At 64.1% G+C, this 13279-nt stretch carries 13 protein-coding genes; 8 read left to right on the forward strand and 5 right to left on the reverse strand.

Features of this window, described 5'->3' with window-relative positions:
* Positions 1-9: 9 nt before the first annotated feature.
* Positions 10-696 carry a Fe2+-dependent dioxygenase gene (locus PCE31106_RS00345; RefSeq protein WP_150562007.1) on the forward strand — a complete coding sequence of 229 codons (687 nt, stop codon included), beginning with the start codon at positions 10-12 and terminating at the stop codon, positions 694-696.
* A 57-nt stretch (positions 697-753) separates the two neighbouring features.
* Here PCE31106_RS00345 and PCE31106_RS00350 read toward each other — a convergent pair whose 3' ends face one another.
* Positions 754-1323 carry a Spy/CpxP family protein refolding chaperone gene (locus PCE31106_RS00350; RefSeq protein ID WP_150562008.1) on the reverse strand — a complete coding sequence of 190 codons (570 nt, stop codon included), beginning with the start codon at positions 1321-1323 and terminating at the stop codon, positions 754-756.
* A 235-nt stretch (positions 1324-1558) separates the two neighbouring features.
* Positions 1559-1966 carry a DoxX family protein gene (locus tag PCE31106_RS00355; RefSeq protein WP_017233802.1) on the reverse strand — a complete coding sequence of 136 codons (408 nt, stop codon included), beginning with the start codon at positions 1964-1966 and terminating at the stop codon, positions 1559-1561.
* 383 nt (positions 1967-2349) lie between these two features.
* On the opposite strand from PCE31106_RS00355, the gene PCE31106_RS00360 reads away from it, so the two are divergent.
* From PCE31106_RS00360 to PCE31106_RS00370, 3 genes are all read left to right on the forward strand, one after another.
* A complete protein-coding gene (locus tag PCE31106_RS00360) occupies positions 2350-2937 on the forward strand; it encodes a hypothetical protein (RefSeq protein ID WP_026131926.1) in 588 nt (195 codons plus the stop codon).
* 137 nt (positions 2938-3074) lie between these two features.
* Entirely contained in the window at positions 3075-3476 is a 402-nt protein-coding gene (locus PCE31106_RS00365; protein ID WP_017233800.1) for a PaaI family thioesterase, read from the forward strand.
* Between the two features lie 55 nt (positions 3477-3531).
* Positions 3532-4380 carry a patatin-like phospholipase family protein gene (locus PCE31106_RS00370; RefSeq protein WP_150562009.1) on the forward strand — a complete coding sequence of 283 codons (849 nt, stop codon included), beginning with the start codon at positions 3532-3534 and terminating at the stop codon, positions 4378-4380.
* Between the two features lie 23 nt (positions 4381-4403).
* On the opposite strand, the gene PCE31106_RS00375 is transcribed toward PCE31106_RS00370, so the two are convergent.
* Positions 4404-5414, reverse strand: a complete 1011-nt coding sequence (locus PCE31106_RS00375) for a D-2-hydroxyacid dehydrogenase family protein (RefSeq protein WP_130024506.1) — start codon at positions 5412-5414, stop codon at positions 4404-4406.
* 562 nt (positions 5415-5976) lie between these two features.
* On the opposite strand from PCE31106_RS00375, the gene PCE31106_RS00380 reads away from it, so the two are divergent.
* The 3 genes from PCE31106_RS00380 to PCE31106_RS00390 all read left to right on the forward strand — a co-directional run bounded on the left by PCE31106_RS00380 (position 5977) and on the right by PCE31106_RS00390 (position 8750).
* A complete protein-coding gene (locus PCE31106_RS00380; protein ID WP_254440868.1) occupies positions 5977-7863 on the forward strand; it encodes a phosphoenolpyruvate carboxykinase (GTP) in 1887 nt (628 codons plus the stop codon).
* 251 nt (positions 7864-8114) lie between these two features.
* The gene (locus PCE31106_RS00385; RefSeq protein ID WP_130024507.1) at positions 8115-8315 is read left to right on the forward strand and encodes a DNA-binding protein; all 201 of its coding nucleotides are present in this window, start codon (positions 8115-8117) and stop codon (positions 8313-8315) included.
* Positions 8316-8330: 15 nt separating this feature from the next.
* Positions 8331-8750 (forward strand): type II toxin-antitoxin system VapC family toxin, encoded by a 420-nt coding sequence (locus tag PCE31106_RS00390; RefSeq protein WP_150562010.1) that lies wholly within the window; start codon positions 8331-8333, stop codon positions 8748-8750.
* A 74-nt stretch (positions 8751-8824) separates the two neighbouring features.
* Here PCE31106_RS00390 and PCE31106_RS00395 read toward each other — a convergent pair whose 3' ends face one another.
* Entirely contained in the window at positions 8825-9457 is a 633-nt protein-coding gene (locus PCE31106_RS00395; RefSeq protein ID WP_150562011.1) for a response regulator transcription factor, read from the reverse strand.
* The gene (locus PCE31106_RS00400; RefSeq protein ID WP_150562012.1) at positions 9454-10839 is read right to left on the reverse strand and encodes a cache domain-containing protein; all 1386 of its coding nucleotides are present in this window, start codon (positions 10837-10839) and stop codon (positions 9454-9456) included. The genes PCE31106_RS00395 and PCE31106_RS00400 overlap by 4 nt, the downstream gene beginning before the upstream one ends.
* 365 nt (positions 10840-11204) lie before the next feature.
* Between PCE31106_RS00400 and PCE31106_RS00405 the strand changes: the two genes are divergently transcribed.
* Entirely contained in the window at positions 11205-13271 is a 2067-nt protein-coding gene (locus PCE31106_RS00405) for a carbon starvation CstA family protein (RefSeq protein WP_017233792.1), read from the forward strand.
* The last annotated feature ends 8 nt before the right edge of the window (positions 13272-13279 follow it).

The raw sequence follows: 13279 nt of genomic DNA on the forward strand, positions 1-13279 counted from the left end.
CGCACGTCGATGTTGCTACGCATTCCGAATGTCCTCAATGCCGAGCAGGTGCGCTGGGTTCGCGCAGCGCTCGACAACGCGGGCGACGCATGGGTCGACGGCCTGGCCACGGCGGGCTATCAGGGGGCGCCCGTCAAACAAAACCAGCAGATCGACGAGCGCTCGGCCGTGGCTCGCGAACTGGGCGACGTGATTCTCGGTGCGCTGGAGCGCCATCCGGTGTTTATCAGCGCGGCATTGCCGAACAAGGTGTACGCGCCGATGTTCAACCGCTACGGCGAAGGCATGCACTTCGGTTACCACGTGGACGGGGCGATTCGTTTGCAGCCGGGCAGCGGCATGCGCATTCGCACGGATATCTCCGCCACGCTCTTTCTCGCGTCGCCGGATGCGTACGACGGCGGAGAACTGGTGATCGAGGATCAGTACGGGGCGCACGAGGTGAAATTGGCCGCAGGCGACATGGTGCTGTATCCGGCGACCAGCCTGCATCGCGTGAACCCGATCACGCGCGGCACGCGGGTCGGGTGCTTCTTCTGGGTGCAGAGTCTCGTGCGGGACGACACGCAGCGCACGCTGCTCTTCGACATGGACAACGCGATCCAGCGTCTGAACGCGTCGGACGCTGACGAGACCGCGCGGCGCTCGCTCGTCGGCTGCTATCACAACCTGCTACGCCTGTGGAGCGAGACCTGAGCGCCGGCGCGCGCCGGGCCATCGTGCCCGGCGGCGCTGGACTCGCACCGATGTGACTTACTGCGCTTGACCGGCCGGCGGTTGCGGGGCCGGGGCGTTCCTGTGCATCGGACCGCGATGTTGCCTTGCCTTGTCGTGCCAGGCCTTCATCTTGGCCCAGCGCGCCTTGATCGTGGTGCTCACGAGCGTCTTCTGGTCGTTGTTCAGACCGTTGTACACGTTCAACCAGGCATCTTCCGTCTGGCTGCGAAGCTGACGGTTCTGGTCGAACGCCTTCTCGCGGGCGGCGCGCATGCCGGCCAGGTCGAGGATCTTCTGATCCTTCGTCTGCGCCATCATCTGCCGGAGCTGTTCGCCATTCTTGCGCATGGCGTCGTGATTCTGCTTCGACGTGGTCACTGCCTGCTGCCACGCTTGTTCCTGCTGCGCGTCGAGTTTCAATTGATCGTGCAGCTTGTGCATGTCGCCGAGCCCCCACGGGCCGCGCTCGCCGCGCATGTGGTACGCGGCGGCATGGGGTGCCGTGGCCGGTGCCGCGGCATCGGCGGCATTGGCGGCATGAGCGACGCCGAGCATCGAGGTGGCGACGAGGATGGCCGACGCGGCGGCGATCTTCAGTTTGCGCATGGTGTTGACTCCCTGTGGATACTGCCGGAATTGGCAGTTTCAGAGTAAGTCATCGCCGCACCGAACACGTTGCAAAGTGCAACCGGTGTATTACCTGACGTTACCAGCGCCGGGATTCGCAATATTCCGAAACGACTCGGCCCGCCCTTGTCGACACCCGGCAAGGGCGGGCCGTTCACGAACTGCGTGCGACAGTGCGCGCAAAAGGGCACGCCTGGCGCGCTTCGTCCTTCGATCAGTCCCAGGCGCCGCGACCGCCCGACACGCTGTAGCGGCCCGCACCGAAGAGCATCAGGCAAACGCCCGTGAACAAGTAGAAGGCTTGCAGTTCGAGCGACCAGCCGCCGGTCTTCGCGAGATCGCCGAGTTGGTTCAGGTGCACCAGCGAGAACGCGATCACCATATTGCCCACGACGAGCAGGCCACCCAGACGGGTGAGAACGCCGAGAATCAGCAGGACCGGGGCGAGCAGTTCGCCGAGATAGACGCCGTAGGCGAGAAAGCTCGGCAGGCCGTGCGAAGTGATCATGCCCTCGATGAAGCCGATCCCGTTGATGACCTTGCTGACGCCGTGAAACAGCAGCAGGATGCCGAGGGTAAGGCGCAAGATCAGTTTGCCGAGATCGTCTCTGGTGCTCTGCATGGGGAAGGCTCCTTCTTGACTCGCGAGTTCGCGTAAGGGGGCTGACAGGTACGGAGTGGCACGCTCGCTAGCGCCGCGTGCCGGCCAAATGGGCACCACTGTATCAAATCGTTACGGCGCTGTCTGCGGGTGTCCTATCGATTTCAGGGACATAGCGCGAATCGCGACAGGCGCGCCGATTACACGTGGTTACTTTTCGGACTGCCCGGTTACACGCCGGCTGTCGGCGCGGCGCTCGCCTGCGCCGTTAAACCGCATAAGGACACGGTCATTCGCTGGCAATCCCGCCAACGGCCCGGATCCCCGCCGGTTTCCTGAAGACGCATCACCGCATGCGCGTTCAGGCCAACTCAAAGCAGTGCAAAGCCAATAAGGATTCCATCATGAACGTCCGCAAAACCGTGATTCTGAGCGCCGCGACCCTTGCCTTGGGCGGAGTGTTCGCCTCGCAGGCGTTTGCCCAGACGCCCACGACCGAGACGTCGCGCGACGTCAAGCAACAGCAGCGCATCGACAATGGCCTCAAGAGCGGTCAGTTGACGACGAAGGAAGCGTCGCGTCTCGAGAAGGGCGAGGCGAAGATCGACCGGATGCAGGCGCACGCCGATCACACCGGCGATACGGCGGCCGAGAAGGCCCGCATTGCCCGCGCCCAGAACAACGAGAGCGCAAAGATCGAGCAGCTCAAGCACAACGACCGGGCGGCGAATCCCGGATCGGCGTCGTCGGAGCGCATGCAGGCCGACGTGCAACGCAACGTCAATCAGGAGAAGCGCATCGCGCAAGGACAAGCCGCCGGTACGTTGACCAACCAGCAGGCCGGTAGCCTCGAGCGCGGGCAGGCGCATGTCGACGCCGCCGAAGCGCATGCAGGCAAAAACGGTCACGTGAGCGCGGGCGAGCAGGTCGGCGTGCAGCACCGCGAGAATCATCAGAACCGACGGATTCGTCACGACAAGACGAATGGATGAGCGGCCGCTGAGGGCTATTCGCGCGCGTGACCGAGGCGCATGACCCTGGCGGATGACACAAGCGCTACCCCTGGTGGGGTGGCGCTTCTGTTTTGGGGCTATCATCGGCGTCTCAACGAAACCGGAGGACGCTCACGATGGAGCTGGTGCAAGTGCAGAAGATGCTCGACGGACTCGTGTCGCCGTGGGTGCGGCAATTGAATCTGCGGATCGAGGCGACCGGACCGGAACAAAGCGAGCTCACATTGCCGTTCGATGCCGCATTCAGGCATGGCGGTGGCGTGATCTGCGGGCAGGTGTTCATGGCCGTGGCCGACACGGCGATGGTGGTGGCCCTCTCGGCCGCGCTCGGCGGCTTCCAGCCGATGACAACCGTCACGCTCAACACGCAGTTCATGCGCCCGGTGACCGATGGCGATCTGCGCGTGATCGCGCGAATTCTGCGTCGCGGCAAGAACCTGGTGTTCGGCGAAATCGAAATTCTCGACGCGTCGGGCAAGATGGCCGTGCATGCGACGACGACTTACGCGCTGTTGTGAGCACACGGGCGCGAGGCGGTCGACGTGGCGCGCGCGATAGTACCGAGGAGGGCAAGTGTTCGATCAGATCGTATTCGCCGGGGGCGGCAACCGTTGCTGGTGGCAGGCGGGATTCTGGGAACGCGTGACGCGCGACATGCCGCTGCGCCCGCGTATCATCACCGGTATTTCGGCCGGCGCGGCCACGGCGTGCATGCTGCACATGCGCTCGTCGGACTGGGTGATGGATTACTACCGGCAGGCGCTCGCGAGCAATCGCAAGAATGCCTATTGGGGCAATCTGGTGCGCCGTGAGCGGGTGTTTCCGCATTACCGCATCTATCGTCAAGCGCTGCTCGCCATCTATGACGGCCAGCTCGACAAACTTGCCGCGGCGCCGGAGATTCGCGTGGGCCTGTCGCACATCCCACGCTGGCTGGGGCCACGCATGGCGACGGCGGCGGGGCTAGTGGCTTACAACATTGACAAGCACGTGCGCCGCACGTTGCATCCAACGCTCGCGAGGCAGCTCGGTTTTACCCCCGAATTCGTGCGCGCGCAGGACTGCCGGACGACAGCGGATCTGGCCGATCTGATGCTGCAATCGTCATGCACGCCGCCGTTCACGCCAATTCTGCGGCGCGACGGTCGCCCTGTGCTCGACGGGGGCATGGTCGACAACGTACCGGTCGATGCGCTCGACGCCACGCCGGGGCGAGTGCTGGTGCTGGTGACGCGGCGCTATCCACGTCCGCAGATCTTTACGCAACATCACGCCGGGCAGGACCGCTTGTACGTGCAGCCGTCCGTACCCGTGCCGATTTCGAGTTGGGATTACACGCGCCCTGACATGATGGGCCCGGCCTTCGCGCTGGGTCGCCAGGACGGCGAGACTTTCCTGCGACATCGGGACGCGATGGCGTAGGCGCCTCGCCGGCGCTGCAAATGTCAGCGCCCGAAGCCGAGCAGCGCGGCCGGGTTGGCGACGTGCGAGCGGTCGCCGTTCAGGAAATCGACGATATTCTGGAAGGCCACGCGGAAATACAGCTCGTAGCTTTCCCGCTCGACGTAGCCGATGTGCGGCGTGCACACGCAATTTTCCAGTCGCAGCAGGGGGTTGCCCTGCAGAATCGGCTCGCTCTCGAAGACGTCGATGGCGGCCATGCCGGGGCGGCCCCGATTGAGTGCCGTGATCAATGCGTTCTCTTCGACCAGTTCCGCACGGCTCGTATTCACGAACAGTGCCGTGGGCTTCATGTGCAGCAGGTCGTCGAGTTTGACGAGGTGCCGCGTCTCGTCGTTCAGGCGCAGGTGCAACGACAGCACGTCGCTTTGCGTGAACAGTTCTTCCTTGCTGTTCGCCACGCGCAAGCCATCGGCGGCCGCGGCTTCTCGCGATCCTTCGCGGCCCCAGACCATCACTTCCATGCCGAACGCGCGACCATAGCCCGCCACGAGTCGGCCGATCTTGCCGTAGCCCCAGAGGCCGAGTGTCTGACCGCGCAGCACCTGACCCAGCCCGAAATTCGCCGGCATGCTCGACGATTTCAGACCGGACTGCTGCCACGCACCGTGCTTGAGGCTGGAGACATATTGAGGAATCCGGCGCTGGGCGGCCATGATCAGTGCCCAGGTGAGTTCGGCCGGCGCGGTCGGCGAGCCGATGCCCTCGAGCACGGCCACGCCGCGGGCGGTGCAGGCGTCGATGTCGATGTGCGCGCCGGCACGCCCGGTCTGGCTGATGATGCGCAGACGCGGCAGTTTGTCGATGAGCTGGGCGGTGATGGCGGTGCGCTCGCGAACCAGAACGAGCACTTCCGCTTCGCCGACGCGGGCGGCGAGTTGCCCGACGCCCTTGACCGTGTTGTTGAAGACCTTGACGTCGTGACCGGCCAGCAGGGAGAAGCAGTCGAGCTTGCGAACGGCGTCCTGATAGTCGTCGAGAATGGCAATTTTCATGGCAAAACGTAATCGGATCGGCGCAGGACGGCGAGCGCTCTGCGCGGGCGGAACATGGGTCTGAGGCCGCCGCGACCGGCGGACGAACGGGTCGACCACAGGGACGGCGTTTGTCGGGGCCACCCAGCGCCGGCCTTGTTGCGACGCAGCACCGGCGCGATTTGCGCGGTGGTATGCTGACGCCTCGTTTTGCATAGTATGGCAGGTGTCCTGGCAACCATGGCGAAACCGCCTCAACACGATGGCAAAAAATCGAACCCACCCCGCAAAAGCAAGTCGGATCCGGTGAGCGAGACGCCTGATGCGCACGTATCGGTGCGCGTGTTGCCCCCTGCTGTCCCGCGTGTGGACTTGCGTGCGTCGCAAGCCACACAACACGCTCCGTACTTCGTGCGGCCCATGCCTGCGTGCGCGTTGAGGTTCTGCGCACACGGCGATCGCCGGGGCTATCCTGCCCTTCCGGTATCCCCAACCGGAAGGGTCGCCCGGCCATCCAAGGTGCCTGCACGACGCACGCCCGGCGTCCGCCTCGATTTCCCGACTCTGCATGGAGACAACCCCCATGACGCAAGCCAGTGTGAGCGCAAGCGCGCTCAACGCCTCCTCCTCGTCCAATGTCGCTACCCGTGATCTGCCCGCCTGGGTGCGTCATCGCAAGCTGATCGACTGGGTGTCGCACATCGCGGCGATTACCCAGCCCGAGCGCGTCGTCTGGTGCGACGGCTCACAGGAGGAATACGACCGTCTGTGCGAGCAGATGGTGGCTGCCGGCACGATGAAGCGGCTCAACCCGGCCAAGCGCCCGAACTCGTTCCTCGCGCTCTCCGATCCGTCGGACGTCGCGCGGGTGGAAGACCGCACGTTCATCTGCAGCGAAACGCGCGAAGACGCCGGCCCGACCAATCACTGGATCGATCCGCGTGAAATGCGCACGACGCTCGACGGCCTGTTCCAGGGCTGCATGCGCGGCCGCACGATGTATGTCGTACCGTTCTCGATGGGCCCGCTCGGCTCACCGATCGCCCATATCGGCGTGGAATTGTCCGACACACCGTATGTGGCCGTGAACATGCGCATCATGACGCGCATGGGCCGTGCCGTGTATGACGTTCTGGGCGCCGACGGCGAGTTCGTGCCGTGCGTTCATACGGTGGGCAAGCCGCTCGCCGCCGGTGAGCAGGACGTGGCATGGCCGTGCAACAACACGAAGTACATCGTGCATTTTCCGGAAACCCGCGAAATCTGGAGCTATGGTTCGGGCTACGGCGGCAATGCGCTGCTGGGCAAGAAGTGTTTCGCGCTGCGCATCGCCTCGAAGATGGGCCGCGACGAAGGCTGGCTCGCCGAACATATGCTGATTCTCGGCGTGACGTCGCCCGAGGGCAGGAAGTATCACGTGGCGGCGGCGTTCCCGTCGGCCTGCGGCAAGACCAACTTTGCCATGCTGATCCCGCCGAAGGGCTTCGACGGCTGGAAGGTCGAGACCATTGGCGACGACATCGCCTGGATCAAGCCGGGCCGCGATGGCCGTCTGTACGCGATCAATCCGGAAGCCGGCTTCTTCGGCGTGGCCCCGGGGACGAGCGAGAAGACCAACCCGAACGCGCTGGCGACGCTCGGTGAGAACGTCATCTTCACCAACGTGGCGTTGACGGACGACGGCGACGTGTGGTGGGAAGGCCTGACCGACACGCCGCCGGCGCATCTGATCGACTGGCAGGGCAAGGACTGGACGCCGCAGAGCGCGAAGGAGACGGGCCGCAAGGCGGCGCATCCGAATTCGCGGTTCACGGCGCCGGCATCGCAATGTCCGTCGATCGATGCCGACTGGGAAAATCCGGCCGGGGTGGCGATCGATGCGTTCATTTTCGGTGGCCGCCGCTCGACGACCGTGCCGCTGGTGACAGAAGCGCGCGACTGGACCGAGGGCGTGTACATGGCCGCGACCATGGGCTCGGAGACGACGGCCGCGGCGGCGGGCCAGCAGGGGGTGGTGCGCCGCGATCCGTTCGCCATGCTGCCGTTCTGCGGCTACAACATGAGCGACTACTTCCAGCACTGGCTCGATACCGGCGCGCACCTCGACAAGCTTGGCGCCGTGTTGCCGAAGATCTACTGCGTGAACTGGTTCCGCAAGGGCGCGGACGGCAAGTTCGTGTGGCCGGGCTTCGGCGAGAACATGCGTGTGCTGGCATGGATGCTCGGCCGTATCGACGGCACCGCGCAAGGGGTGGAGCATGCGTTCGGCATCACGCCGCGCTACGAGGATCTGAACTGGAACGGTCTGTCGTTCACGCCGTCGCAGTTCGACGACGTGACCTCGATGGACTCGGCCGCCTGGCACGAGGAGTTGAAGCTCCACACTGAACTGTTCGACACGTTCAATCATCGTCTGCCGCAAGCGTTGCTCGACACGAAGACCGACATCGAGCGTCGCCTGAAGTCGTGATTCGTCCGATGATCGAATGATCGCGCGCTGAACTTGCGAGACGCCGGCATCACGGGTCAAGTTAAGGCTGCGCACAACGATCCCACCGAGGGAGACTTCGGTGGGATTTTTGTTGCCTTGTGACACTTCCGAAAGGCTTGCCAGGCAAGGGTCCGGGCGGTTTTCGATAGGACTGTGGTGATAGCATTTCTCCTGTTGTTCTGTTCGGACAACGACTTTTCCATTCGGAACCCCAGGAGGCGCTGATGCACATGATGTTGATCGAAGGTATTGACGAACCGCTCATGCGATCGATCCGGTCGCGTGCGGCCATGTACGGGAGAACCCCGGAGGAAGAAGTGCTGACGATTCTGGATAACGTGGCGCGGGTTCCGGGGTTTCGCTCGCTGGGGGAAGCACTGTTGGCCATGCCGAATGTTGGACTGGACAGCGATTTTGAACGTATCAATTAAGGCAATGAGTGTCCGATGTATTTACTCGATACGAACGTTATTAGCGAGTGTCGGAAATGCGGGGGCGGTGACGAAGGGGTTCAGCGCTTTATCCGTCGGACCGATCGTGATCAATCACCGCGCTTTCTTTCGGTCATCACGCTGGGAGAACTACAGCGTGGTGTGAAAGTCCTTCGGCACCGGAATGATGCGCGACAGGCGGTGCTGATCGAGGCATGGCTCGAAAAGCTGAAACGCGATTACGCGCGCGAGATTTTGCCGGTGGACCAGACGATCTGTAACGTTTGGGCACGTCTGCGCGTGCCTCATTCCGAGCACCCCATCGACAAGTTGATTGCTGCCACTGCGCTGGTGCATCGGCTCGTCGTGGTCACGCGCAACGTGAGGGATTTTTCCAATACCGGCGTGGAGGTATACAACCCATTTGTGCACTGATCACGGTCGGTGTGAGCGCCGTACTGTCACCCGACCCACGCGCGCCGCGCGCTCGACAGGCGCCCTCACGCGACCTACAGTCGATTCTCCACCGCAAACTTGATCAACTCCGCCTGCCCTTCGATGCCGAGCTTGCGCTTGATGTTGAGCCGGTGCGTCTCCACGGTGCGGACCGACAAATCCATTTCCGTGGCAATTTGCTTGTTTGCCAGTCCGCGCGCGATCCGCGAGAGGATTTCGCGTTCGCGAGGTGTAAGCGTATCGATGGGCGCGTGCGACGTCGAGGCCTGCACCACGCGCGCGGCAATGGCGGCGCTGTAGTACGAATCGCCGCGCGCCACGCGTTCGATGGCGGTCACGATCTCGTGGGCGGGGGCGTCCTTGAGCACGTAGCCGCGTGCGCCGGCGCGGACGGCCTGACGCACATATTCGGCGTTGTCATGCATCGAGAGGATCAGCACGGCGATGTGGGGGAACTGCTCGCGAAACTGGGCCGTCAGTTCAATGCCGTTCGTGCCGCGCATGCTGATGTCCATCAGCGCCAGATCCGGCGACGATGTCTTCGCCCGCGTGAGCGCTTCCTGTGCATTGCCCGCCTCACCGACGACCTGCAGGTTGGGCGAGGCGTCGAAGCGTGCGCGCAGTCCATCGCGCACGAGCGGGTGATCGTCGATCAGGAGCAGTCGAATGGGATGCGCTTGCGTCATGGGCGTGAGGCTGTACGAAGCGCCGCTTTCGCGGCGGCGGGCGTGAGGGGCACCCACGCGCTGATGGTGGTAAGACCCGGCCACGACTGAATGCCGAGAACGCCGCCGACGGCATCGAGCCGCTCGCGCATATTGCGCAGGCCGATGCCATGGCTGGGATTGTGATGCACGTCGGTCACGTCGAATCCGCAGCCGTCGTCAGCAATCGACAGGTGAATGCCGTCGGGTTTGAACATCAGCAGGATCGAAACGCGCGACGCGTGCGCATGGCGTTCGATGTTGGTCAGCGCTTCCTGCGCGATGCGATAGAGCATTGTTTTGATGTTGTCGTCCAGCACGGGGGCGTCGCCTTCGACTTGCATCTCGACAGGCAGATTCGCATGCGAGCCGAACTCCCGTGCGAGCTGGTCGATGGCCGCGGCCAGACCGAGATCGTCGAGCATGGCCGGGCGCAGCGCCTGCGAAATACGTCGTACTTCCCCAAGCGTGCCGTTCAACCGCTCGATGGCCACGCCCAGCGCGGTGCTGGCGGCGGCGGGCGAGCCCGGCAAACGCATCGACGCCGACTCGAGCAGCAGCTTGACCGACACCAGCAATTGGCTGATGCCATCGTGCAGTTCGCGCGAAATGCGCGCGCGCTCGACTTCCTGCGATTCCACCACCTGACGTGCCAGTTGGCGCAACTTCGCATCGGCGGTCTTGAGTTCGGTGATGTTCACGACGAGCCCGCACAGGGCCACGATCGCCAGGCATGTCGAGGCGATGAGGGTGATCCAGATCAGCGTGCGATCGATGTTCGCCTGCGCGCGCTCGTCCGACGCGCGCAGCGTAGCTTCGACGTCGTCGAGATAAATCCCGGTGCCGATCATCCAGTTCCAGCGGGGCAGGGCGACGACGTAGCCGAGCTTTGGCGCCATCTGGTGCAGGGACGGCTTTTCCCACGGATATTGCACGTAGCCGCCGCCGGCGCGCGCCGCCGCGATCAGGCGCTGGATCGTGGGCGCGCCCGACGCATCCTTGAGCGACCAGAGATTGTGGCCGACGAGCTCGGGTTGGCGCGGGTGCATCAGGCTGCGGCCTTCGAGATCGTAGACGAAAAAGTAGCCGTCCTTGCCGAACTCCAGGCGGGCAAGGATGGCGAGGGCCGCCTCGCGGGCGGCGGGCGTGTCGGGGCCGTCGTACAGCGGCTCGATGGCCTTGCGCGCAAGGCCGACGTAATGCAGCAGCTCCGCCCGCTTGTTGGCCAGCGATGTGGTTTGCACAGCGTCGTGCTGCGCGCTCGAAAGCTCGTTGCCTTGGTGTCGCACGGCCAGCGCGATGGCGACCATCGCCAGGGCGACCGGCAACAGTGCCAGGACGAAAAATTTCTGTCGGAGATTCATGGCATTCGGAAAGCTGCAATGCCGCGTTTCGCGGGGCTTCGCTACGTAATAGCACGTAGCGGGCCTGCGTAGTTTCGCGCTTGTGGCGCAGCGGGCAAACGCCAATACTACACGCCGAATCGTGGCCGGGGCTGCCGAGTGTCATTCGTCAGCGTCTCGCCGGTGTTACGCCAGTTCGGATGTTCACACGCCGATGCGCTGCGTAGCACCACCGGTCCTTGCTGTGCGCAGGCCCCCGAAAGAGGGGCGCGTGCAGCGAGCCACGTTCCACGGTGCCGTCATGGTGCCGGGTCAAGAGGCGGGGCAGTGCCGCAACGGCGCGGTCCCGGGTTGCTGCCTGAAGGAGGCAGTTCCGAGGAGAGACAATGAATCGCATCTGGCAACAACTGCCCTGGGCAGCGGTGGCCGTCGTCGGCGCTTGCGCGCTTGGCACGGTGGCTCTATCGCGCGGCGAAACCGTCAGCGCACTCTGGATCGTGATCGCGGCTGTCTGCGTGTATCTGATCGCTTATCGTTTCTACAGCAAGTTCATCGCGACGCGCGTCGCGCAACTCGACGGCTCGCGCATGACGCCGGCCTGGCGCCATAACGACGGCCTGGACTACGTGCCGACCAATCGCTATGTGCTGTTCGGGCACCACTTCGCGGCCATTGCCGGCGCGGGACCGCTCGTCGGCCCGGTACTCGCCGCGCAAATGGGCTATTTGCCGGGCATGCTGTGGATTCTCGCCGGAGTGGTGTTCGCGGGCGCAGTGCAGGACTTCATGGTGCTGTTCATCTCCACGCGCCGCGACGGCCGCTCGCTGGGCGATCTCGTGAAGTCCGAACTCGGCATGATTCCCGGGGTGATCGCGCTGTTCGGCGCGTTCCTCATCATGATCATCATTCTGGCCGTGCTGGCGCTGATCGTGGTCAAGGCGCTGGCCGGTTCGCCGTGGGGCACGTTCACCGTCGGACTGACGATCCCGATCGCGCTGTTCATGGGCGTCTACACGCGCTACATCCGTCCGGGTCGCATCGGGGAAGTGTCGATCATCGGCTTCGTGATGCTGATGGCCGCGATCTTTTTCGGCCAGAACGTGCACGACAGCGCCACCTTTGCGCCGCTGTTCACGTTCGACGGCAAGCAACTCACGTGGATGCTGATCGGTTACGGTTTTGTCGCATCGGTGTTGCCTGTGTGGCTGTTGCTTGCGCCGCGCGATTATCTGTCGACGTTCCTGAAGATCGGCACGATCATGGCGCTGGCCATCGGCATTCTGGTGGTCGCACCCGAGCTGAAGATGCCCGCGCTCACGCAGTTCGTCGACGGCAGCGGCCCGGTCTGGTCGGGCAAGTTGTTCCCGTTCCTCTTCATTACGATCGCGTGCGGGGCCGTGTCCGGCTTCCATGCGTTGATCTCGTCGGGCACCACCCCCAAGCTGCTCGATAACGAACTCAACGCGCGCTTCATCGGTTACGGCGGCATGCTGATGGAGTCGTTCGTGGCCATCATGGCGCTGGTCGCGGCCTCGGTGATCGATCCGGGCGTGTATTTCGCGATGAACAGCCCGGCCGCCGTGATCGGTACGACGCCCGAAGCCGTGGCGCACGTCGTCTCGGGCTGGGGCTTTGCCATCACGCCGGACGTGCTCACCGCCACCGCACACGCCGTGGGCGAGAACACGATCATCTCGCGTGCCGGTGGCGCGCCGACGCTCGCCGTCGGCATGGCCCAGATCCTGCACAAGGTGGTCGGCGGCGAAGCGATGATGGCGTTCTGGTATCACTTCGCGATTCTGTTCGAAGCGTTGTTCATCCTGACGGCGGTCGATGCAGGCACGCGTGCCGGCCGCTTCATGCTGCAGGATCTGCTGGGGACATTCGTGCCGTCGCTCAAGCGCACGGATTCGTGGCCCGCGAACCTGACCGCCACCGGTCTGTGCGTGGCTGCGTGGGGCTACTTCCTGTACCAGGGCGTGGTCGATCCGCTGGGCGGCATCAATACGCTGTGGCCGCTGTTCGGTATCTCCAACCAGATGCTGGCCGCGATCGCGCTGATCCTCGCGACGTGCGTGCTCTACAAGCTCAAGCGCGAGCGCTTTGCCTGGGTGACGGTCCTGCCCACGCTGTGGCTGCTGGCCTGCACGCTCACGGCCGGGTGGCAGAAGATGTTCGATGCGAATCCGAAGGTCGGCTTCCTGGCGCACGCGGCGAATTATCAGGCGGCGCTCGCCGACGGCAAGTTGCTCGCGCCGGCCAAGTCGGTCGCGCAGATGCAGCAGATCGTGTTCAACGATTACGTCGATGCAACGCTCTCCGGCGTGTTCATGTTCGTGGTCGTATCCGTGGCGATCTTCGGCGTACGCACCATCCTCGTGGCACGCCAGGCCAACAAGCCGACGGCTCGCGAAACGCCGTTCGAGCCGATGCCGACCGGTCGTCAGGTTTGAGACCGGGG

Origin of the sequence: Pandoraea cepalis (assembly GCF_902459665.1) — a bacterium.
In the GTDB taxonomy this organism is placed as follows: domain Bacteria; phylum Pseudomonadota; class Gammaproteobacteria; order Burkholderiales; family Burkholderiaceae; genus Pandoraea; species Pandoraea cepalis.